The sequence below is a fragment of the Microbacterium sp. SA156 genome (assembly GCF_049065455.1).
In the GTDB taxonomy this organism is placed as follows: domain Bacteria; phylum Actinomycetota; class Actinomycetes; order Actinomycetales; family Microbacteriaceae; genus Microbacterium; species Microbacterium barkeri.
The window spans coordinates 163201-184754 of the sequence record NZ_JBAKGU010000002.1 but is presented as its reverse complement, the minus strand read 5'-3'; the positions used below and the strand labels follow the sequence as shown (position 1 = coordinate 184754).

Annotated in this window: 18 protein-coding genes; 10 read left to right on the top strand and 8 right to left on the bottom strand. The window is 71.0% G+C overall.

Annotated elements, in window-relative coordinates:
• Positions 1–33: 33 nt before the first annotated feature.
• From ACOWU6_RS03005 to ACOWU6_RS02995, 3 genes are all read right to left on the bottom strand, one after another.
• Positions 34–213 carry a hypothetical protein gene (locus tag ACOWU6_RS03005; protein ID WP_271174459.1) on the bottom strand — a complete coding sequence of 60 codons (180 nt, stop codon included), beginning with the start codon at positions 211–213 and terminating at the stop codon, positions 34–36.
• A 129-nt stretch (positions 214–342) separates the two neighbouring features.
• Complete coding sequence (gene rpoC, locus ACOWU6_RS03000) at positions 343–4218, bottom strand: DNA-directed RNA polymerase subunit beta' (RefSeq protein ID WP_271174458.1); 3876 nt, start codon at positions 4216–4218, stop codon at positions 343–345.
• A 42-nt stretch (positions 4219–4260) separates the two neighbouring features.
• Positions 4261–7755 carry a DNA-directed RNA polymerase subunit beta gene (locus ACOWU6_RS02995; RefSeq protein ID WP_324012344.1) on the bottom strand — a complete coding sequence of 1165 codons (3495 nt, stop codon included), beginning with the start codon at positions 7753–7755 and terminating at the stop codon, positions 4261–4263.
• 314 nt (positions 7756–8069) lie between these two features.
• Between ACOWU6_RS02995 and ACOWU6_RS02990 the strand changes: the two genes are divergently transcribed.
• The 3 genes from ACOWU6_RS02990 to ACOWU6_RS02980 all read left to right on the top strand — a co-directional run bounded on the left by ACOWU6_RS02990 (position 8070) and on the right by ACOWU6_RS02980 (position 10041).
• The gene (locus ACOWU6_RS02990; protein WP_421074668.1) at positions 8070–8483 is read left to right on the top strand and encodes a GIY-YIG nuclease family protein; all 414 of its coding nucleotides are present in this window, start codon (positions 8070–8072) and stop codon (positions 8481–8483) included.
• 54 nt (positions 8484–8537) lie between these two features.
• Positions 8538–9398 (top strand): spermidine synthase, encoded by an 861-nt coding sequence (locus ACOWU6_RS02985; protein ID WP_421074667.1) that lies wholly within the window; start codon positions 8538–8540, stop codon positions 9396–9398.
• Positions 9399–9513: 115 nt separating this feature from the next.
• Positions 9514–10041, top strand: a complete 528-nt coding sequence (locus tag ACOWU6_RS02980) for a hypothetical protein (protein WP_271174454.1) — start codon at positions 9514–9516, stop codon at positions 10039–10041.
• 3 nt (positions 10042–10044) lie between these two features.
• On the opposite strand, the gene erm is transcribed toward ACOWU6_RS02980, so the two are convergent.
• A complete protein-coding gene (gene erm, locus ACOWU6_RS02975; protein ID WP_421074666.1) occupies positions 10045–10812 on the bottom strand; it encodes a 23S ribosomal RNA methyltransferase Erm in 768 nt (255 codons plus the stop codon).
• A gap of 743 nt (positions 10813–11555) precedes the next feature.
• Here erm and ACOWU6_RS02970 point away from each other — a divergent pair.
• Positions 11556–12044: a SprT-like domain-containing protein gene (locus ACOWU6_RS02970; RefSeq protein ID WP_271174452.1), complete on the top strand. Its 489-nt coding sequence runs from the start codon at positions 11556–11558 to the stop codon at positions 12042–12044.
• 15 nt (positions 12045–12059) lie between these two features.
• Here ACOWU6_RS02970 and ACOWU6_RS02965 read toward each other — a convergent pair whose 3' ends face one another.
• Positions 12060–12749 carry a response regulator gene (locus ACOWU6_RS02965; RefSeq protein WP_421074665.1) on the bottom strand — a complete coding sequence of 230 codons (690 nt, stop codon included), beginning with the start codon at positions 12747–12749 and terminating at the stop codon, positions 12060–12062.
• The gene (locus ACOWU6_RS02960; RefSeq protein WP_421074664.1) at positions 12746–14443 is read right to left on the bottom strand and encodes an ATP-binding protein; all 1698 of its coding nucleotides are present in this window, start codon (positions 14441–14443) and stop codon (positions 12746–12748) included. Before ACOWU6_RS02960 ends, ACOWU6_RS02965 begins: the two co-directional genes overlap by 4 nt.
• Before the next feature lie 155 nt (positions 14444–14598).
• Here ACOWU6_RS02960 and ACOWU6_RS02955 point away from each other — a divergent pair, with 155 nt between their 5' ends.
• The 3 genes from ACOWU6_RS02955 (at position 14599) to ACOWU6_RS02945 (ending at position 17651) form a co-directional block, all read left to right on the top strand.
• Positions 14599–16002 carry a cation:dicarboxylate symporter family transporter gene (locus ACOWU6_RS02955; protein WP_282980209.1) on the top strand — a complete coding sequence of 468 codons (1404 nt, stop codon included), beginning with the start codon at positions 14599–14601 and terminating at the stop codon, positions 16000–16002.
• A gap of 35 nt (positions 16003–16037) precedes the next feature.
• The gene (locus ACOWU6_RS02950; protein WP_421074663.1) at positions 16038–16352 is read left to right on the top strand and encodes a hypothetical protein; all 315 of its coding nucleotides are present in this window, start codon (positions 16038–16040) and stop codon (positions 16350–16352) included.
• A gap of 90 nt (positions 16353–16442) precedes the next feature.
• Entirely contained in the window at positions 16443–17651 is a 1209-nt protein-coding gene (locus ACOWU6_RS02945; RefSeq protein WP_421074662.1) for a DUF418 domain-containing protein, read from the top strand.
• 458 nt (positions 17652–18109) lie between these two features.
• On the opposite strand, the gene ACOWU6_RS02940 is transcribed toward ACOWU6_RS02945, so the two are convergent.
• The gene (locus ACOWU6_RS02940; protein ID WP_421074661.1) at positions 18110–18742 is read right to left on the bottom strand and encodes a 2-phosphosulfolactate phosphatase; all 633 of its coding nucleotides are present in this window, start codon (positions 18740–18742) and stop codon (positions 18110–18112) included.
• A gap of 80 nt (positions 18743–18822) precedes the next feature.
• Between ACOWU6_RS02940 and ACOWU6_RS02935 the strand changes: the two genes are divergently transcribed.
• A complete protein-coding gene (locus tag ACOWU6_RS02935) occupies positions 18823–19344 on the top strand; it encodes a GNAT family N-acetyltransferase (RefSeq protein WP_421074660.1) in 522 nt (173 codons plus the stop codon).
• On the opposite strand, the gene ACOWU6_RS02930 is transcribed toward ACOWU6_RS02935, so the two are convergent.
• Complete coding sequence (locus tag ACOWU6_RS02930) at positions 19328–20257, bottom strand: oxidoreductase (protein ID WP_421074659.1); 930 nt, start codon at positions 20255–20257, stop codon at positions 19328–19330. The genes ACOWU6_RS02935 and ACOWU6_RS02930 overlap by 17 nt on opposite strands.
• Positions 20258–20354: 97 nt before the next feature.
• On the opposite strand from ACOWU6_RS02930, the gene ACOWU6_RS02925 reads away from it, so the two are divergent.
• Positions 20355–21014, top strand: coding sequence for a DNA-binding response regulator (locus tag ACOWU6_RS02925; protein ID WP_421074658.1), 660 nt, complete (start codon positions 20355–20357; stop codon positions 21012–21014).
• Positions 21015–21052: 38 nt separating this feature from the next.
• On the top strand, positions 21053–21553 hold the full coding sequence (locus ACOWU6_RS02920) for a hypothetical protein (RefSeq protein WP_271174438.1): 501 nt from the start codon (positions 21053–21055) through the stop codon (positions 21551–21553).
• Position 21554 lies beyond the last annotated feature (1 nt).

Below are 21554 nucleotides of genomic sequence, written 5' to 3'. Positions count from 1 at the left end.
TGTCGCCGGAGCCTCGCCGCGGAATGTCGGGCTCTACGGGCGTGTCGGCGTGATCGAGCGGAGCCAGTCGAAGAAGAAGTCGACCGCCGCGACGACCCAGTCGCCGACGATGTGCAGCGACGGGAACGCGACCCACAGGATCGCGCCGATGATCCCCACGATGAGCAGCCCCGCGATCCACGTGGCTGCGAGATTGCGTCCCCCGATCGCCATGGCACCAGGGTAGAGCCCGCACCCGGCGCCCGCGCGCGACACGCGTCTGCCGGGAGTGCCATCCGGCCCCGGACGACGAAGGAGGCCCCGGGGCGAACCCCGGGGCCTCCTCAATGCTTCACGGCCGGATCAGTTGTACGTCCCGGGCGTGAAGTCGTCGGTCGAGAACGCGTCGAAGTCGACGAACGAGTAGTCGCCCTCGGCGTAGGCGCCGTCCGACGCGAAGATGCGGTTGGGGTACCGCTCGCTCTTCGCCTCCTCCGTCGCCTCGACCACGACATCGCGGTACTTCGACAGGCCCGTCCCCGCGGGGATGAGCTTTCCGATGATGACGTTCTCCTTGAGACCGATCAGCGGGTCGCGCTTGCCCTGCATGGCGGCCTCGGTGAGCACGCGCGTCGTCTCCTGGAACGACGCGGCCGACAGCCACGACTCCGTCGCGAGCGACGCCTTCGTGATACCCATCAGCTCGGGACGACCCGACGCGGGGCGCTTGCCCTCGGCGATCGCCGCGCGGTTGATGTCCTGGTAGCGGCGCATGTCGACCATCTCGCCCGGCAGCAGGTCGGTCTCGCCGTGGTCGACCACGGTGACCTTCCGCAGCATCTGGCGCACGATGACCTCGATGTGCTTGTCGTGGATCGGCACACCCTGCGAGCGGTACACGCCCTGCACGCCGCCGACGAGGTACTTCTGCACCTCGCGGGCGCCCTGCACGCGCATGATCTCCTTCGGGTCGAGCGTGCCGACCTGAAGCGGGTCGCCGACCTTGACGTGCTGGCCGTCCTCGACGAGAAGCGTCGCGCGCTTCAGCACCGGGTAGACGTGCGGCTCGTCGCCGTTGTCGGGCGTGAGGATGACCTTCTTCTGCTTCTCGGTCTCCTCGATCGTGATGCGGCCATCCGCCTCCGCGATGGGCGAAGCGCCCTTCGGGGTGCGGGCCTCGAACAGCTCCTGCACGCGGGGAAGACCCTGCGTGATGTCGTCTGCCGACGCCGATCCACCGGTGTGGAACGTGCGCATCGTGAGCTGCGTGCCGGGCTCGCCGATCGACTGGGCCGCGATGATGCCGACGGCCTCGCCGATGTCGACCAGGTTGCCGGTCGCGAGCGAGCGGCCGTAGCAGCGGGCGCAGACGCCGACCGCCGAGTCGCACGTGAGCACCGAGCGCACCTTGATCGAGGTGACGCCCGACTCCACGAGCTGGTCGATCAGCACGTCGCCGACGTCCTGGCCGGCCTGCGCGAGGACGGTGCCGTCCTCCCCGACCACGTCGACCGCGAGGCTGCGGGCGAACACCGAGTTCTCGACGTTCGCGTCGCGCACGAGCACGCCCGACGCGTCGGCCGCGGCGATCGGGTACTCGAGGCCCTTCGACGTGCCGCAGTCCTCCTCGCGGATGATGACATCCTGCGAGACGTCGACGAGACGACGCGTGAGGTAGCCCGAGTCGGCCGTACGGAGAGCCGTGTCGGCGAGACCCTTGCGGGCACCGTGCGTGGCGATGAAGTACTCCGCCACCGACAGGCCCTCGCGGTACGAGGAGATGATCGGGCGGGGGATGATCTCGCCCTTCGGGTTGTTCACCAGACCGCGGATACCCGCGATGTTCCGGATCTGCAGCCAGTTACCACGGGCACCCGACGACACCATGCGGTTGATGGTGTTGTCGGCCGGGAAGTTGGCGCGCATCTCCTTCTGGATCTCGTCCGTCGCCTCGGTCCAGATGCGGACCAGCTCGGTGCGGCGCTCCTCGTCGGTCGTGAGGCCCTTCTCGTACTGAGCGGTGACCTTCGCGGCCTGCTGCTCGTAGCGCGCGACGATCTCGGCCTTGTTCGGCGGCGTGAGCACGTCGCTGAGCGCGACCGTGACACCCGAGCGCGTGGCCCAGTAGAAGCCCGCGTCCTTGATCTTGTCGAGCGTCTCCGCCACGACGACCTTCGGGTACTCCTCGGCCAGCTTGTTCACGATCTGCGAGAGCTTGCCCTTGTCGGCCTGCTCGCGCACGAAGGGGTAGCCCTTCGGCAGCTGGTCGTTGAAGATCGCCTGGCCGAGCGAGGTGTCGACGAGGCCGTGCTTGTCGTAGCCCTCCGGAGCCTGGCCCTCGAGGAACTCGAGACCCGGGATGCGGATGCGGACCTTCGCCTGGAGGTCGAGCGTGCCCTCCTCCTTGGCGAGCTGCGCCTCCCACACCGAGCCGAACACGCGGCCCTCGCCGGTCGCGCCGTCCTTGAGCGTGGTCAGGTGGTGCAGGCCGATGATCATGTCCTGCGAGGGCAGGGTCACCGGACGGCCGTCCGACGGCTTCAGGATGTTGTTCGACGCGAGCATGAGGATGCGCGCCTCGGCCTGGGCCTCGACCGACAGCGGAAGGTGCACGGCCATCTGGTCGCCGTCGAAGTCGGCGTTGAACGCCGCGCAGACGAGCGGGTGCAGCTGGATGGCCTTGCCCTCGACGAGCTGCGGCTCGAACGCCTGGATGCCCAGACGGTGCAGCGTGGGGGCGCGGTTCAGGAGAACCGGGCGCTCGCGGATGATCTCCTCGAGCACATCCCACACCTCGGGACGCGTGCGCTCGACCGCGCGCTTGGCGGCCTTGATGTTCTGCGAGTGACCGAGGTCGATCAGGCGCTTGATGACGAACGGCTTGAACAGCTCGAGCGCCATCTGCTTGGGCAGACCGCACTGGTGCAGCTTGAGCTGCGGGCCGACGACGATGACCGAACGGCCCGAGTAGTCGACGCGCTTTCCGAGCAGGTTCTGGCGGAAGCGACCCTGCTTGCCCTTGAGCATGTCGCTCAGGGACTTCAGGGCGCGGTTGCCGGTGCCGGTGACGGGGCGACCGCGGCGGCCGTTGTCGAACAGCGCGTCGACGGCCTCCTGCAGCATGCGCTTCTCGTTGTTCACGATGATCTCGGGAGCCCCGAGGTCGAGAAGGCGGCGCAGACGGTTGTTGCGGTTGATCACACGACGGTAGAGGTCGTTCAGGTCGCTCGTGGCGAAGCGGCCGCCGTCGAGCTGGACCATCGGGCGCAGCTCCGGCGGGATGACCGGGACGACGTCGAGCACCATCGCGGCCGGCGTCATGCCGGTCGAGATGAACGAGTTGACGACCTTGAGGCGCTTGATCGCACGGATCTTGCGCTGGCCCTTGCCCTCGGCGATCTGGTTGCGCAGCGACTCGGCCTCGGCCTCCAGGTCGAACTCCGCGAGGCGACGCTGGATCGCCTCGGCGCCCATGTGCGCCTCGAAGTACTGGCCGAAGCGGTCCTGGAGCTCCTGGAAGACGTCGTCCTCCGCCTTGAGCTCGCCGACCTTGAGGGAGCGGAACTCCTCCCACATCCGCTCGAGCTTGGCGATGGACTCGTCCGCGCGCTTGCGGATGGTCGCCATCTCCTTCTCGGCGGCGTCGCGGACCTTCTTCTTCTGGTCTGCCTTGGCGTCCTCGGCCTCGAGAGCCGCGAGCTCCTCCTCCAGCTTCTGGAGGCGAGCCGCGATGCGCGAGTCACGACGGTCGTTCAGGTTCTTGATCTCGAGACGCAGGTTGTTCTCGTGAGTCGGCATGTCGCGGTGACGCGCCTCCTCGTCGACCGAGATGACCATGTAGGCGGCGAAGTAGATGACCTTCTCGAGGTCCTTCGGCGCCATGTCGAGCAGGTACCCGAGGCGCGACGGGACGCCCTTGAAGTACCAGATGTGCGTCACGGGCGCGGCGAGCTCGATGTGGCCCATGCGCTCACGGCGGACGGAGCTCTTGGTGACCTCCACGCCGCAGCGCTCGCAGACGATGCCCTTGAAGCGGACGCGCTTGTACTTGCCGCAGGCGCACTCCCAGTCGCGGCTGGGACCGAAGATCTGCTCGCCGAAGAGGCCGTCCTTCTCCGGCTTCAGCGTGCGGTAGTTGATGGTCTCGGGCTTCTTGACCTCGCCGAAGGACCAGCGACGGATGTCGTCGGCGGTGGCCAGGCCGATGCGAAGCTCATCGAAAGTTGTTGCGTCGAGCACTAGTTCTCCTGTATTCGGAAATCTCTAAATCGGCTGGCCGGATCAGATCTCGTCGATCGAGGCGGACTCGAATCGGCTGGAGATGTTGATGCCGAGCTCCTCCGCAGCGCGGAAGGCCTCGTCGTCGGTGTCGCGGAGGTTGACCGCCGTGCCGTCGGACGAGAGGACCTCGACGTTCAGGCAGAGCGACTGCATCTCCTTCATGAGCACCTTGAAGGACTCGGGGATGCCGGGCTCGGGGATGTTCTCGCCCTTGACGATGGCCTCGTACACCTTGACGCGGCCGAGGATGTCGTCGGACTTGACCGTGAGGAGCTCCTGCAGCGCGTACGCAGCGCCGTAGGCCTCGAGGGCCCACACCTCCATCTCGCCGAAGCGCTGACCGCCGAACTGCGCCTTACCACCGAGCGGCTGCTGGGTGATCATCGAGTACGGGCCCGTCGAGCGCGCGTGGATCTTGTCGTCGACGAGGTGGTGCAGCTTCAGGATGTACATGTAGCCGACCGAGATCGGAGCCGGGTAGGGCTCGCCGGTGCGGCCGTCGAAGAGCTGCGCCTTGCCCGAGCGGTCGATGAGGCGGTCGCCGTCGCGCGTCGGGAGCGTCGAGTCGAGCAGACCCGCGATCTCGGACTCGTAGGCGCCGTCGAACACGGGGGTCGCGACCTTCGTGCCGGGGGCGACCTCGCGGGCGTCCTCGGGGATGTGCACGGCCCACTCGGGCTCGCCCTCGATCTTCCAGCCCTGCTTGGCGATCCAGCCGAGGTGCGTCTCGAGGACCTGGCCGAAGTTCATTCGGCCGGGGATGCCCATCGGGTTCAGCACGACGTCGAGCGGCGTTCCGTCCGCGAGGAACGGCATGTCCTCGACGGGGAGGATCTTCGCGATGACGCCCTTGTTGCCGTGACGGCCGGCGAGCTTGTCGCCCTCGGTGATCTTGCGCTTCTGGGCGATGTAGACCACGACGCGGCGGTTGACGCCCGAGCCGAGCTCGTCGTCGCCCTCCTCGGCGTTGAACTCCTTGACCGCGATGATCGTGCCCTGCTCGCCGTGCGGCACCTTGAGCGACGTGTCGCGGACCTCGCGGCTCTTCTCGTTGAAGATCGCGCGGAGCAGGCGCTCCTCGGCCGAGAGCTCGGTCTCGCCCTTGGGCGTGACCTTGCCGACGAGGATGTCGCCGGGGCGGACCTCGGCGCCGATGCGGATGATGCCGCGCTCGTCGAGGTCCTTCAGGAGCTCGGGGCTCACGTTGGGGAGGTCGCGGGTGATCTCCTCCTTGCCGAGCTTCGTGTCACGGGCGTCGACCTCGTACTCCTCGATGTGGATCGAGGTGAGGGTGTCGTCCTTCACGAGGTTCTGGCTGAGGATGATCGCGTCCTCGAAGTTGTGGCCCTCCCACGACATGAACCCGACGAGCAGGTTCTTGCCGAGCGCGAGCTCGCCGTTCTCCGTCGCCGGGCCATCCGCGATGACCTCGCCGACCTCGACGCGCTCGCCCGCGGTCACGATCGCACGCTGGTTGTAGCAGTTGCCCTGGTTCGAGCGGTCGAACTTGCGAAGGAAGTAGTCGCGGCGGCCGCCCTCGTCGAGCTGCACCGAGACGTAGTCGCTCGTGACGTCGGTGACGACGCCCGCCTTGTCGGCGATGATCGAGTCGCCCGCGTCGATGGCCGCGTAGCCCTCCATGCCGGTGCCGACCAGCGGCGACTCGGCGACGAGGAGCGGAACGGCCTGACGCTGCATGTTGGCGCCCATGAGCGCGCGGTTCGCGTCGTCGTGCTCGAGGAACGGGATGAGCGACGTTCCGACCGACACCATCTGGCGCGGCGAGACGTCCATGTACGACACCTCGTCGGCGGGCACGAGGTCGACCTCGTTGCCGCGCTGACGCGCGAGCACGCGCTCGTCGGCGAACGTGCCGTCCTCGTTGAGGACCGCGTTGGCCTGGGCGACGTTGAAGCGCGTCTCCTCGGCGGCGGTGAGGTAGTCGATCTCGTTCGTCACGCGGCCGTCGACGACGCGGCGGTACGGCGTCTCGATGAAGCCGAACGCGTTGATGCGCGCGAACGACGCGAGCGAGCCGATGAGGCCGATGTTCGGGCCTTCCGGCGTCTCGATCGGGCACATGCGGCCGTAGTGAGACGGGTGGACGTCACGGACCTCGACGCCCGCGCGGTCGCGCGAGAGACCGCCGGGGCCCAGCGCCGACAGGCGGCGCTTGTGGGTCAGACCCGCGAGCGGGTTGTTCTGGTCCATGAACTGCGACAGCTGCGACGTTCCGAAGAACTCCTTGATCGCGGCGACGACGGGGCGCACGTTGATCAGGGTCTGCGGCGTGATCGCCTCGATGTCCTGCGTGGTCATCCGCTCGCGGACGACGCGCTCCATGCGCGACAGACCGGTGCGGACCTGGTTCTGGATGAGCTCGCCCACCGCGCGGATGCGACGGTTGCCGAAGTTGTCGATGTCGTCGACCTCGATGCGCAGGTCGACGACCTCGCCGCCCTTGCGGACGCCCTCGAAGGTCTCGTCGCCGCGGTGCAGGCGGACGAGGTACTTGATCGTCGCGACGATGTCCTCGACCGTGAGCACCGAGTCGGTGAGCGGCTTGTCGAGGCCGAGCTTCTGGTTCAGCTTGTAGCGGCCGACCTTGGCGAGGTCGTAGCGCTTCGGGTTGAAGTAGAAGTTGTCGAGCAGCGAGCGCGCGGCCTCGGCGGCGACCTGCTCGCCCGGACGCAGCTTGCGGTAGATGTCGCGGAGCGCCTCCTCCTGCGTGAGGATCGTGTCCTTCGCGAGGGTCTCCTCGATCGAGGAGATGCCGGCGAACTCGGCGAGGATGTCGTCGCTCGAGAGGCCGAGGGCCTTGAGGAACACCGTGACCGACTGCTTGCGCTTGCGGTCGATGCGGACGCCGACCTGGTCGCGCTTGTCGATCTCGAACTCGAGCCAGGCGCCGCGGCTGGGGATGACGCGCGCCGACACGATGTCCTTGTCGGACGTCTTGTCGGGGGTCTTGTCGAAGTAGACGCCGGGCGAGCGGACGAGCTGCGACACCACGACACGCTCGGTGCCGTTGATGATGAACGTGCCCTTGTCGGTCTGCAGCGGGAAGTCGCCCATGAAGACCGTCTGAGTCTTGATCTCACCGGTCTGGTGGTTCATGAACTCGGCCTCGACGTAGAGCGGGGCCGCGTAGGTCTTGCCGCGGTCCTTGCACTCCTCGATCGTGTACTTCTCGGGCTCGAGGTAGGGGTTGGTGAACGAGAGCTGCATCGTCTCGCTCAGGTCCTCGATGGGCGAGATCTCCTCGAAGATCTCGTCGAGACCGCTCCGCTCGGGCACGTCGGTGCGTCCGGCGGCCTTCGCCTCGGCGACGCGGGCCTTCCAGGCCTCGTTGCCGACGAGCCAGTCGAACGACTCGGTCTGCAGTGCCAGCAGGTCGGGGACCGTGAGCGTGTCGGAGATCTTGGCGAACGAGAGGCGGGATGCTCCGCGTCCGTTCTTCGGGGTGGTGGTGGATGCGTTGCGCGCAGCAGCCAAGGGGAAAACCTCCATGAGCCCCGCGTGCGGGGCCGCTAGATTCCTTGTCGACAGGTGAGGTGCGCTTCGGGTCTATCCTGTGATTCGCACGCCGCTATCTGCGGGGATCACGGGAGCCAGCCGACCACCATATGAAGGCATGGATGACCCATAAGAGCGCAAATCTCAAGCATAGACCCTCTGACGCGCCGTGGCAAGCGGAGTCCTTGACCTCGCTCGGACTGTCCGGTATAAATGCGCGCCCGGCGGCGCCGCGGGCCAGCTCGGGAGCCGGTGAGGGCGCCGGTGTCGGAGCCCCGGCGTAGCCTCGGCGGGTGACGACACTGGCCGACCCGTGCGCCTTCTGCGGAGAGCGCGAGCGCGAGCGCGTCGGCGGATGGCCGCGGTGCGCACGGTGCGGATGGATCGTCGGCGACGTTCCCGACGCGGACCTCGCCCCGCCGCGCATCGAGGTCGTCTACTACCTCCGCTACGCCGAGCGCGTGAAGATCGGCACGTCGGCCGATCCCCGCCGCCGGCTCCGGGCCATCCGCCACGAGGAGCTGCTCGCGTTCGAGCAGGGCGGGAGGCCGGTCGAGCAGGCCCGCCACGCGCAGTTCGCGCATCTGCGCGAGGGCGGCGAGTGGTTCACGGCCGCGCCCGAGCTGCTCGCGCACATCGCCTCGCTCGCCGACGGCGATCCGTGGCACCGGTACCTGCGCTGGCTCGCCGACGCGCATCGCCCTTGACCCCGCGAGAGCCACTGCAGCACGAGACGCACCGCCCCGCGAGAGGATGGACGCATGGGACGCCAGCGGAGAGACGAGCGCGACGAGCCGCAGGCACGTCTGTCGGACGGGTCGATCGCGCAGATCGCGCCGAGCGAGTTCGGCTCGGGCTGGGAGCTGATCGTCGACGGCACCCCGCAGTCGCACGTCGACCTCGACGACCCGACGCACCTTCACTTCGAGTACGTCGCGCGGATGGGCGCGGTCATCGACCAGCTGCCGCCCGGCCCGCTCACGGCCGTGCACCTCGGCGGCGGGGGCCTCACGATCCCGCGGTACATCGACGCGACGCGGCCGGGGTCGCGGCAGCAGGTCGTCGAGCTCGAGCAGGCGCTCGTCGACCTCGTCCGCGCGCAGCTCCCGCTCCCCCGCGGCGCGGCCATCCGCATCCGGATCGGCGATGCGCGCGAGGGCCTCGGACGACTCCCCTCCGCCCTGACGGGGCAGGTCGACCTGCTCGTCTCCGACGTGTACTCGGGCGCGCAGACGCCCGCGCACCTCACGACGGTCGAGTTCTACCGCGCGGCCGCCGCCCTCCTCGCGCCGCACGGCGTGCTGCTCGTCAACGTCGCGGATGGCGCGGGTCTCGCGTTCGCGCGGAGGCAGGTGGCGACCATCCGCGATGTGCTGCCGCACGTCGTCGTGCTCGCCGAGGTGCAGGTGCTCAAGGGCCGGCGCTTCGGCAACCTCGTCGTCGCGGCGTCGGCCGCACCCCTCCCGACCGAGTGGCTGCCGCGCCTCATGGCGGCCGGGCCGCACCCCGCGAAGGTCGCCGAGGGCCGCGAGATCGACGAGTTCGTGCGCGGCGCCATCCCCGCGACCGACGCGGATGCGACGGCCTCGCCCAAGCCGTCCGCGTCGCTCTTCGAGCGCTGACGCCGACGGCTTTCTTCCGATCCGCGATCGATCCGACCCGGCCCGGTGTGCCTGCCCGGCGGATGCGCGGACGCGTTGCACACTGGACAGGCGACTGCGCGGAAGGGAGTGGGAATTGAGCTACATCCACGGATACGATCCGGAGACCCTTCGTGAGGTCGTCGACCCCGCCGAGTGCCGCGAGCGCCTCGCGGAGATCGGCCCCCAGCGGAGCCTCCCCGCTCTGCTCGAGCGGGTGTGGCTGCTGAAGGTGCTCGGCGAGCTCGACGAGGCCCTCTCGATCTCGGAGCAGGCCGTCCGCGTCGCGCGGATGGCCGGAACCCGCAAAGACCTCCTGCGCGCCCGTGTGCTGCACGCGACGGTGCAGCAGTTCCGCGGCGCGTACGCGGCCGCCGAGTACGAGCTGTCGACCTGCATCGAGGAGGCCGAGGGTCAGGAGTGGGCGGGCATCGCCGCCTTCGCGCTCCAGCACCGCGGCAAGACGCGCTTCGACGCTGGCGACTTCGAGGGCGCCCGCCAGGACTTCAAGCGCGTGCTCTTCCTGCGCCAGGAGATGGGCGCCCCCGAGCAGCAGCTCGAGGCGACGATGTCGGCGATCGAGGCCGCCGAGCGCCGTCGCCCCCGCTCCGCCGTCGCGAGCTGACGGCTACCGCCGCGACACCTCCCGCCACAGCGCCGCCCAGTCCTCGGGCTGGAGATCGCGCGGGAGACGCGCCACGTCGATGCCGCACGCCGCGAGCGCACGGCGCGCGCTGCGGCCATCCGCACCCGTCGCGCGGCGCAGGATCTCGGCCATCCCCCGCCCCTGGCCGGTGAAGGCGGAGCGCACGAAGCGCTCGTAGCCGCGCCGCTCCCGGGTCGGGACGAGCGGGGTCGGCCGGCGCGAGATCGTCAGGATGCCGCCGTCGACGCCGGGCACCGGGCGGAAGCCCCGCGCCGGGACGCGCCCGTGCAGCGCGAAGGCGAACCACGGCGCGGCCTGCGCCGTCATGAGGGTCGCGCCGCCGACGCCCGCCCGCTTGCGCGCGACCTCCCACTGGGTGAGGAGCACGGCGTCGGTCCAGCGCCGCGCGGCGAGGAGGTGACGCAGCAGGGGCGTCGTCAGGTGGAACGGCAGGTTGCCCACGACGACGTCGGCGTCGAGCGGATGGCCGAGCGCGTCGGCGCGGACGATCCGCACGCCCGGCAGGCGGCGGCGGAGCCCGCGCACCCGCGTCTCGTCGATCTCGAGCGCCGTGAGGTCGCGCGGCAGCGTCGCGAGGCGGCGGGTGAGGGCGCCGTCTCCCGCGCCGATCTCGAGCACCGAGCCGGTGGTGTCGGCGACGAGCGCGACGAGCCGGTCGATGGTGGGCTGGTGGATGAGGAAGTTCTGTCCGAGTTCATGGCGTCCGCCATGGATGGATCGGGGTCGCATGCGAGCGCTCCAGGGAAGGATTCGGAGCGCCCGGGCACGTCGGGCGTGAGCGAGGACGCGCGTCCGGGCGCGATGGCATCCGGAACGACGGCGCGGAGAAGGTCGACCTGCGAACGCGCCGTCAGGCGCGGCGGTCGCGGACGTAGACGCACGCCGTCAGCGCGCTGCACAGAGTCCCCATGCGTCCCAGTCTATGCATGTCTCGCTCTCGGCGGGAAAGACGGGCGGATGGCGGCGGGGCGTGAGACACGGGGGCGTGGGGGGCTTTGCGTGTCTCACTTTCGGCGGGAAAGACGGGCGGATAGCCGCGGCGGGCGAGACACGGGGGGGGTGTGGGCTTTGCGTGTCTCACTTCCGGCGGGAAAGACGGGCCGATACCCGCACTGACCGAGACACGGTGGCCCTGCCGACGACACATGTCTCACCTCCGTCGAGATAAGCCGCGGGATACCCGCACCAAGTGAGACACGACGTGCCTGGTTCCGAGGCAGGTGAGCCCGGCGAACCGCGCGTGTCTCACCACGAACCAGAAAGACCGGCGGATGGCCGCGCCGAGTGAGACATGGAAGCCCACGCCCACCCCACAAGCCCGCGCCCCCGCGCCCCACACCCCACGCCTCCACCCCCACGCCCCACGCCTCCGCACCTCCGCCCCGCCCTCGCCCACCGGCCGCACGCGACACACGCCCGCCCGGCGGCCGGCGCTGGGCCGCGTTGTCGGCGGGGGCGCTTAGCCTCGAAGCGTGTCGGATCTGCAGCGCGTCACCCGATGGGCCGAAGCCCTCATCGCCCAGCACCTCGACGAGAGCTGGAGCTTCGCCTTCGACAACGCCAAGCGCCGGGCCGGCCAGTGCGACTTCTCACGCAAGCGGATCACCGTCTCGCGCTACCTCGCCGCACGGTACGACGACGACACGAACCACCAGACCCTGCTGCACGAGGTCGCGCACGCCCTCGCGGGGCGCGCCGCAGGGCACGGCAAGGCCTGGAAGCGCATCGCCCGCGACCTCGGTTACGTCGGCGGCACGACGCACGACGGCGAGACGGCGACCGAACTCGCGCCCTGGGTCGGCACGTGCCCGGGCGGCCACACGGTGTACCGTCATCGGCGTCCGGCGCGGGCGTCGTCGTGCGTGAAGTGCGCGCCGACGTTCGACCGGCGCTTCCTCTTCACGTGGGAACGCCGCGAGATCACGCGCGCTGACCGCGTCGCCGCGATGACGCCGCGGTAAGACCCCAGGCGGCGTTCACTCGACGCGCCGGTACTCCAGCTCGGGGCGCCCTCGGCCGCCGTGACGCGGCGAGCGCGCCACGACGCCCCCGTCGGCGAGGAACTCCAGGTACCGGCGCGCCGTCACCCGCGACAGTCCGAGCACGTCGGCCACCTCGGATGCCGAGAGCCCCTCGGCCGCGATGAGCTCCGTGACCGCGTCGAGCGTCTCCTGAGAGAGGCCCTTCGGCAGCCCGGGCAGGTTCGTCGTCCGCAGCGCCGCGAACGCCGTGTCCACCTCGCGCTGGCTGAGCGCCGACACGGGCGACCGCATCCGCTCGAAGTACTCGCGGTACGCCCGCAGCTTCGCCGCGAACACGTCGAACGTGAACGGCTTGATGAGGTACTGCACGACGCCGACGGCGACCGCCTGCCGCACCGCGCCCAGCTCGCGCACGGCCGTGACGGCGATGACGTCGATCGCGATCCCCGCCGCCCGCAGCTCTCGGCACAGCTCGAGCCCGTGGCCATCCGGCAGGTTGAGGTCGAGCAGCACGAGATGGATGCGATCGTCGGTCGCGTATGCATCGCGGATGGCCCGGCGCGCGGATGCCGCGGTGTGCGCGGTCCCGACGAGCGCGAACCCGTCGAGGCGGGCCAGGTACGCGCCGTGCGCCTGCGCCGCGCGGGGGTCGTCCTCCACGACGAGGACGCGGATCGGCGTCATGACCGCTCCCCCGCGAGGCCGGCTCCCGCCCCATCCGGTCGCGGCAGCGTCGCCGTGAAGACGGCTCCCCCGCCCGGAGCCTCGGCGACCTCGATGTCGCCGCCCAGCCCGCGCGCGGCCTGACGCGCGAGCGCGAGACCGTAGCCGTGGCCCTGCGCGTCATCGGCCTTCGTCGAGAACCCGCGCTCGAAGATGCGCTCGCGGTCGACCGCCGCGACGCCGTCTCCGCTGTCGGTCACCTGGAACACGAGCGCATCGTCCTCCGTCTCGCCGAGATACACCTCCACCCACGCATCGCGGACGCCCGTGCGCGCCGCCCGCCTCGCCGACGCCTCGATCGCGTTGTCGATGAGGTTGCCGAGGATGGTCACGACGTCGGCCGGCGGGAGGCCATGCGTTCCTGGGGCGAGATGGGTCTCGAAGTGCATCTCCACGGCCCGCTCATGCGCCTGCGCGACCTTGCCGAGCACGAGCGCCGCGATGACCGGCTCATCCACGGCGTGCAGCACGCGGTCGGCCAGCCTCTGCCCGAGGTCGCGCTCCGACGCCGCGAACGCGAGCGCCTCGTCGGGGCGCCCGAGCTCGATGAGCGACGCGATCGCGTGCAGGCGGTTGTCGAACTCGTGCGCCTGCGCGCGCAGCGCATCGGAGATCGTCTTCACCGACGACAGCTCGCCGGCCATCCGCCGCAGCTCCGTGCGATCGCGGAGCGCGAGGATCTCCGCGCGACGGCCGCCGAGCTCGATCTCCGACCGGTCGACGACGAGCTCGCGCGCACCCACCCGCACGACCGCTCCGCCTTCTCGCCCGGTGAGCACGTCGCGCACCTCGGCCGGGAGGGTCGGATCGTCGACCGCGAACGGCGGCTCCTCCGCGATCCCGAGCAGCACGCCCGCCTGGTCGTTCGCGAGCACGACGCGCGCCGCGCCATCCGATCGCGGGCGCTCGACGAGCAGCAGGCCCTCCTCGAGCGAGTGGAGCACCGCCTCGTGAGCGGCGAAGAGCCGCGCGAGCTCGTCGGGATCGCGGCCGTCGGTCACGCGGTAGAGGCGGCGGAACAGCAGGATGGTCGCGAGCGCTCCCAGCCCCACGACCGCGAGCGTGGCGAGGCCGACGATCTGCAGACGCAGCAGGATGGACCCGGTCACGTTCTCGAGCGTCACGCCGGCCGAGACGAGGCCGACGATCTCGCCGTCGTCCGCGACGGGAGCGACCGCGCGCACCGAGGGCCCGAGCGTGCCGGAGTACACCTCGGTGAACGTCTCCCCCTCGAGGGCGGGCGCGATCGTGCCGATGAACGCGCCGCCGATCCGCGCGGGGTCGGCGTGCGTGTAGCGGGTGCGGTCGGTGTCCATGATCGTCACGTACGAGACGCCCGTCGCGGCGATGATCCGCTCGACGTACGGCTGCAGCTCGGCCGACGCCGTCGCGACGGCGCCCTCCGGGTCGGCGCCGATGCGCCCGTGAGCGGCGGAGACGACCTCGATCACCGTCGGCTCGCTCGCGAGGGTGAGCACGAGGCTCGTCGAGCGCTCCTCGGCGTCCGCGTGCGCCGCGGTCTGCGCGTCCCACGCGAGCACGCCGAACACGATCGCCCCGCCGGCGAGCAGCACGGCCGTCTGCACGCCGAGCACCCACGCCGCCACGCTGCGCCGTCGTCCGCGCGCGCCGATCCCGGCGCCTCGTCGTGCCATCCCCCCATTGTGTCGGCCGCGGGCCCTCGCCCTCCGCCTCTCGACGCGAACACTATGCACGCAAGTCGTCCGGGCCATCCGCGCCGGAACAGGATGAACCCCGCACGCCGGACCGCGAACCCGAGGCTCCGGTGCCCCGAAGGAGAGGACGCACCATGGCGACGACGCCACAGGCCGCGCAGCGCAGGCGCGGCATCGACAAGCAGCACTGGCTCTACATCGCGGTCATCATCGCCGTGGTCGCGGGCATCGCGGTCGGACTCATCTGGCCCGACTTCGGCGCATCGCTCGCCTGGATCGGCAAGGCCTTCGTCGGCCTCATCAAGATGATGATCGCGCCGGTGATCTTCTGCACGATCGTGCTCGGCATCGGCTCCATCGCGAAGGCCGCGACCGTCGGCAAGGTCGGCGGGCTCGCGCTCGGCTACTTCCTCGTGATGTCGACCTTCGCGCTGTTCATCGGCCTCGTGGTCGGCAACCTCATCCACCCCGGCGAGGGACTCCAGCTCAGCAACCCGGGCTACGAGGTCGAGGGTGAGGCCGAGTCGACGACCGACTTCCTCATGGGCATCATCCCCGCGACGCTCTTCTCGCCGCTCACGGGCGAGTCGGTCCTGCAGGTGCTCTTCGTCTCGCTGCTCGTCGGCTTCGCCATCCAGCGCCTCGGCGCCAAGGGCGAGCGCATCCTCGAGGGCATCCGCCTCGTGCAGGCCGTCGTCTTCCGCGTGCTGACCATGATCCTCTGGGTCGCCCCGATCGGCGCCTTCGGCGCGATCGCCGGCGTCGTCGGCTCGACCGGATGGGGCGCCGTGCTCGCGCTCGGGACGCTGATGATCGGCTTCTACGTGACGTGCATCCTCTTCATCGGCGTCGTGCTCGCCGCCGTGCTGTGGTTCACCGCGCGCATCAACATCTTCTCCGTGATGAAGTACCTCGCCCGCGAGTACCTCCTCATCGTGAGCACGTCGTCGTCGGAGTCGGCCCTGCCCCGCCTCATCGCCAAGATGGAGCACCTCGGCGTCTCGAAGCCCGTCGCGGGCATCACGGTGCCCACCGGCTACTCGTTCAACCTCGACGGCACCGCGATCTACCTCACGATGGCGTCGCTGTTCATCGCCACCGCGATGGGCACGCCGCTGTCGATCTCGGAGCAGATCGGGCTGCTTGTCTTCATGATCATCGCGTCGAAGGGCGCCGCGGGCGTCACCGGCGCGGGCCTCGCCACCCTCGCGGGCGGCCTGCAGACCTACCGTCCCGACCTCGTCGACGGCGTCGGCATCATCACCGGCATCGACCGCTTCATGTCGGAGGCCCGCGCGCTCACGAACTTCACGGGCAACGCCGTCGCCTCGATCGTCATCGCGACGTGGACGCGCGAGTTCGACCGCGACCAGGCGCGCCAGGTGCTCCGCGGCGAGCGGCCGTTCGACGAGGAGACGATGACCGACGACCACGACGAGCCCGACTTCTCGAAGCTGCCGGAGCTCCCCGAGGACGGCCAGGGCCCGTCGCCCATCTCGCGCGTGATCCGCACCGACGAGGTGCGCGCCGGGCGATAAGTCCCGCTCATCCGCTGCGACGCGGCCCCGGTCGGATGGCCGGGGCCGCGTCGTGCGCGGACGTCCCGCGCTCTGACAAAAGGCTAAGGCGACAGCCTTCGGTTACGATCGGCCCCTCGGTCCATCGTGCGCTGGACGCGCTGCTCACCCAGCCCGTCCTCACGACCCGCGTTCTCGCGACCATCCTGAGGATCAGCGACGTCGCAGCGGCCTCCGCGATCTCACGCCTCGCCGACGCCAGGATCCTCACGAAGGTCTCGGGCAAGGCCCGCTACCGGATCTGGCAGGCACCCGACGTCCTCGACGCTCTCGACGCCTTCGCCGCACGCGCCCGGCGCGGCCGCATCTGAGCCCCACCGCATCTCACCCGTGCGGGGGATGCCGCCGCGCCCGCGCCATCCGTAGGCTCGCCCCGGGGAGGCGGAGACGAGGGGGCGCTCATGACGATCCAGGACACCCGCACGACCGCGCGCGCCGTCGCGCCCGACCTCGCGCGCGGCCTCATGCTGCTGCTCATCGCCGTCGCGAACGCGCCGTGGTCGCTGTACGGCGCCGAGACCGCGTCGACGAGCGCGCACCGCACGGGCGCCACCGGGCTCGACGCGGTGTGGCAGGCGATCGCGATCATCGCGGTCGACGGGCGCAGCTACCCGCTCTTCGCATTCCTCTTCGGGTACGGCATCTGGCAGCTCTACACACGCCAGCAGGCGCTCGGCCGCGATGAGAAGGCCGCCCGACGACTGCTGCAGATCCGCCACGCGTGGATGATCGTCTTCGGCGCCGTGCACGCCGCACTGCTCTGGTACGGCGACGTGCTCGGCGCATACGGCCTCATCGGGCTGCTCGTCGTGTGGCTCTTCCTGCGCCGCCGTGACCGGACGCTCCTCGTCTGGTGCGTTGTCCTCCTGTCGGTGCTCGTCGTCCTCGCGGGGCTCATGGTCGTCGGCGGGCTGACCATCCCGGCCGAGTACGTGGCCATGACCGAGGTCGCGCTGCCGCAGCTCGCCGCCGTCGAGCCCTACCCCGCCTCGATCGGGCCCCGCCTGCTCTTCTGGCTGCCGCTCGTGTTCGGCCAGGGCGTCATCGGGCTCGTCGTGCCGATCGCGGTGCTCCTCGCGATCGTCTGCGCACGCCGGCGCATCCTCGAGGAACCCGCTCGGCACCGCGCACTCCTCGTGCGGACCGCCCTCGTCGGCATCGCGATCGGATGGCTCGGGGCCATCCCCTCGGTCCTCATCCACTTCGGCGCGTGGGATGTGCCGAGCTGGACCGCGAGCGAGCTCCACTCCGCGACGGGGCTGTTCGCCGCGCTCGGCTACGCGGCCGTGTTCGCGCTCCTCGCGTCGCGCGTGTCAGCCGACGGCGCACGCCGCGGCGTCGTCCGCGCACTCACCGCCGTCGGCAAGCGGTCGCTCTCGTGCTACCTGCTCCAGTCGGTGCTGCTCACGCCGCTGCTCTCGGCCTGGGGGCTCGGGCTCGGCGCCGTCGTCACGCAGTGGCAGGCGACGCTCATCGCCATCGCGGTGTGGCTGGTCTCGGTCGCCTTCGCGGTCGCGCTCGACCGGGCGGGGCGCCGCGGACCCGCGGAGTGGGCGCTCCGCGCCCTCACGTACCGAGGCGCACGCAGCACAGCGACGCCTGTGGCGTAGGCGGGTCGGACGGGTTCGGCCGATTCGGCCCAATAGCGGCCGACCGGCCCGTTGCGGCCGAAACTGGCCCGTTGCGGCCATCCGCCCCCACCCACCCCGCCCAGGTCGCAGTAACCGTCCCCAAAACGGCCGAATAGCGGCCGAAACTGCGACCTGAACAGGGCCGACCTCTCAGCCGAGCCGTCGGCCCCCACCCTCCCCGTCTAGGTCGCAATTACCGTCCCCAGCGGGCCGAATAGCGGCCGAAACTGCGACCTGAACAGGGCCCGGCCCCGCCACCCCGTCCAGGTCGCAGTAACCGTCCCCAAACGCCCGAATAGCGGCCGAAACCGCGACCTGAACAGGGCCAGCCCTCAGCCGAGCCCCGTCGACCCCCACCCACCCCGTCCAGGTCGCAAGAACCGTCCCCAAACGGCCGAATAGCGGCCGAAACTGCGACCCGAACACGGCCGCCCCCCTCAGCCCAGGGCCGCGAACACCCCGTCCCGCAGCACGGGCACGACGTCGAGGTCGTCGATCGCGGCGGCGGGCTTCACGTCGGCGTGCCGTGGGTCGCCCTCGAGCTCCCGGCCCGAGCCGCTTGCCGTCAGCAGGTGCTTCACCGCGCGACGGAGCGCCCGGAACGACTCGGCCGGCACCACGGCCTCGGGCGAGGAGTGGTCGATGCCGAGGTCCGACAGTGCGGCGATCACGGCGCCCGCGCCGAGCTGGTCCTCGACCGCGAACCGCAGCCCGGCGCCATCCCTCTCGCCCGCCGCGATGACGGCGATGCTCGTTCGAGCGCCGCGGCGCTCCTGCTCGGCGAGCACGGCGCGGGCGACGGCCGCCGCGTTGCGCAGCGCCCCGGCGAGCACGACCGGTGCGTGTTCCAGCCCCGCGGCGGCCTGCGCGACCGCGGCGCCGTTGATCGAGACGGCGTGCGCGTCGGCCAGCGCGACCTGCTCGCCGCGAGCGACCGCGGCGGCGACGTTCGAGGTGAAGCGGATGACGTCGACCACGATCACGACGTCGGCGGGCGCGAGGCGCCGCAGCCCGTCGACTCCCCAGTCGAAGCGCACCTGATACGAGGACTGATCGAACGCGGAGGCCATCCCTCGATTCTCCCCGACCGTCCCGAGTGCTCGGCGCAAGCCCCTGGCGCGGGCGCCGCCGGATGCGGCATCGTGCTGAGGTGGAGACGACGATCGAGATCCGGCGAGCGCGACCCGACGACGCCCGAGGGCTCGCGGAGGTGCACATCCGCACCTGGCGCATCGCCTACGCCCACCTCCTGCCGGCCGAGACGCTCTCGCGTCTGTCGGTGCCCGCACGGGCTCGGCGGTGGGAGCGCATCCTCCGGCAGAACCGCAATCCGACGTGGATCGCGCTCGAGGGGGCGCGCGTGCTCGGGTTCGCGTCGTCGGGCCCGGCCCGCGATCCCGAGCCGCCCGCCGAGCGGGAGCTGTACGCGCTCTACCTCGACCCCGATCGCCACGGCTCGGGCGTCGCCGACGCGCTGATCCGCGAGGCGATCGGCGACCGCCCCGCCTACCTGTGGGTGCTCGCGGGCAACGCCCGGGCCATCCGCTTCTACGAGAAGCACGGCTTCGCGCTCGACGGCGTCGAGCGCGTCGAGGACGCGGCCGACGGCACGCCGCTCCCCGAGCTGCGGATGGCCAGGGACGCCGGATCGGACGTCAGCGCCCGGAGGTGACGCCGTCGAGGAGCGCGAGCTCGTCGTCGGCGAGGCGGATGGCGCCGGCCGCGACGTTCTCCTCGAGGTGCCGGAGGTCCCCCGTGCCCGGGATCGCGAGGACGTTCGGCGCGCGGTGGAGCGTCCAGGCGAGCCGGATCTCCGCGGGGGTCGCGCCGTGCGCCTCCGCCACCGCCGCGACCTCGGCGGCGCCGGTGTCGTCGTGGCCGCCGCCCGGCAGCGCACCCGGCACCGCCGCCCCCATCGCGAAGAACGGGACGAACGCGATGCCGCGCTCGCGCGCGAGCTCGAGCACGTCGTCGTCTGCCCGATCGGCGACCCCGTAGCGGTTCTGCACGCAGACGACCGGCGCGACCTCCAGGGCCTCGCGCAGCTGCCCGGCCGTGACGTTCGAGACGCCGATGCTGCGGAGCAGGCCAGCGCCCTGCAGCTCGACGAGGGCGCCGAGGTGGTCGGCGAGGGACCCCTCCTCCTTCCCCAGGCCGGCGCCCCAGCGCAGGTTGACGAGGTCGAGCTGCTCGACGCCCAGCTGGCGGATGTTCTCCTCGACCTGCGCGCGGAGCTGCTCGGGTCGCGCGTAGGGCTCGAACTCGCCCTCGCGGCTGCGGGAGGCTCCGACCTTCGTCGCGAGGACGAGCTCGTCGCCGTAGGGCTGGAGCGCCGTCGCGATCAGCTCGTTGGCAGATCGCGTCGCGAAGAAGTAGAAGGCCGCCGTGTCGATGTGGTTCACGCCGAGGTCGACGGCGCGGCGCAGCACCGCGATGGCGTCTGAGCGGTCGCGCGGCTTCGGATCCCATGGCATGCCGGTCAGGCGCATCGCGCCGAACCCGAGGCGGTTGACCGTGCGGTCGCCGAGCTGCCAGGTGCCGGAGAGCGCTCCGGAGGGGGCGAGGGTGTCATTCGGTTCGGTCATGCCCTCAGCGTGCGACGGCCGCGACGGGAATCCGCTCCCGTGGCAGGTTGTTGCCACGAGGGGCCGCGGCAGGCGGCCGCTGACGAGCATGGAGGGCATGCCGACCATGACCCGGACCGACGAGAGCGTGACCGTCGTGCGCGGCGAGGCCGAGGTGATGCGCCGGACCGCCCACCTGTTCGCGAGCGCGCGCGAGATCACGTGCGCCGCCAACGAGCTCGCGAGCTGGCGCTGGGAGGCGGATGGCCCGGCCGCGATGCCCGAGCCGGCTCGCGATGCGACGGTGCGGAAGGTCTTCCGCAGCGGCGCCCTCCTCGACCCGGGCTGGGCGCAGCGGATGGCCGCGATCCGGCACCACCCCGCCGTGTCGATCCGCGTGACATCCGACGAGGTGAACGAGACGATCATCCTCGACCGGCGCGTGGCCATCCTCGCGGGAGACCGGCGCGCCGGGGTGCGCAGCTACAGCATCCTCACGCAGCGCGACGCGGTGCAGGGGGTCACGTCGCTGTTCGAGGCCGCGTGGCGCGCTTCGACCGACCTCGATGTGCACGATGCGGCGAGCGCCGAGATCCGCGAGCTCGCCCCGCAGGTGCTCGACCTGCTCAGCCAGGGTGTGAAGGACGAGTCGGCCGCGCGCGCCCTCGGGCTCAGCGTGCGCACCTACCGCCGTCGCGTGGCCGAGCTCATGGAGGCGCTCGGCGCGGAGTCGCGCTTCCAGGCCGGCGTGCGCGCCCGCGAACTCGGACTCGTCTAGCCTCCGCCGCCGCGGCGCCGCCGGTGCGACACTGGAGCATGCGGATCCTGCAGAAGCTCGTCCTCGACTGCGACGCCGACGCCGCCTGGCGTGCGCTGCACTCGCCCGCCGTGCTCGCGGAGCTCTACGGCCCGATCGTGCGCATGCGGCCGCTCGGGGCCGATCCGATGCCGCTCCAGTGGGAGTCGGGGTCGGACGCGGCCGTCCAGCTCGACACGGGGGCCATCCCGCTCGGCTCTCAGCTCATCGCGACCGTCGACCGCGAGAAGGAGGGCGGCGCCGTCCGCATCCTCCGCGACGTGGGGATGCCGCTCACCGGTCCCCTCGGCTCCCTCGACGTCTGGGACCACCAGATGGCGGTCTCGGCGACGGCGGATGGCCGGACGCTGTGGCGCGAGCGGCTCACGATCGGCGGTCCGACCGCTCCCCTGCTCTGGCTGCCGCTGTGGGCCATGTGGCAGGTGCGCGGCGTCCGCCTGCGGAAGCTCGCCCGCACGTGGGCGTTCGATCCGGAGGCGGACGCGGCCGAGGCCGGCTGAG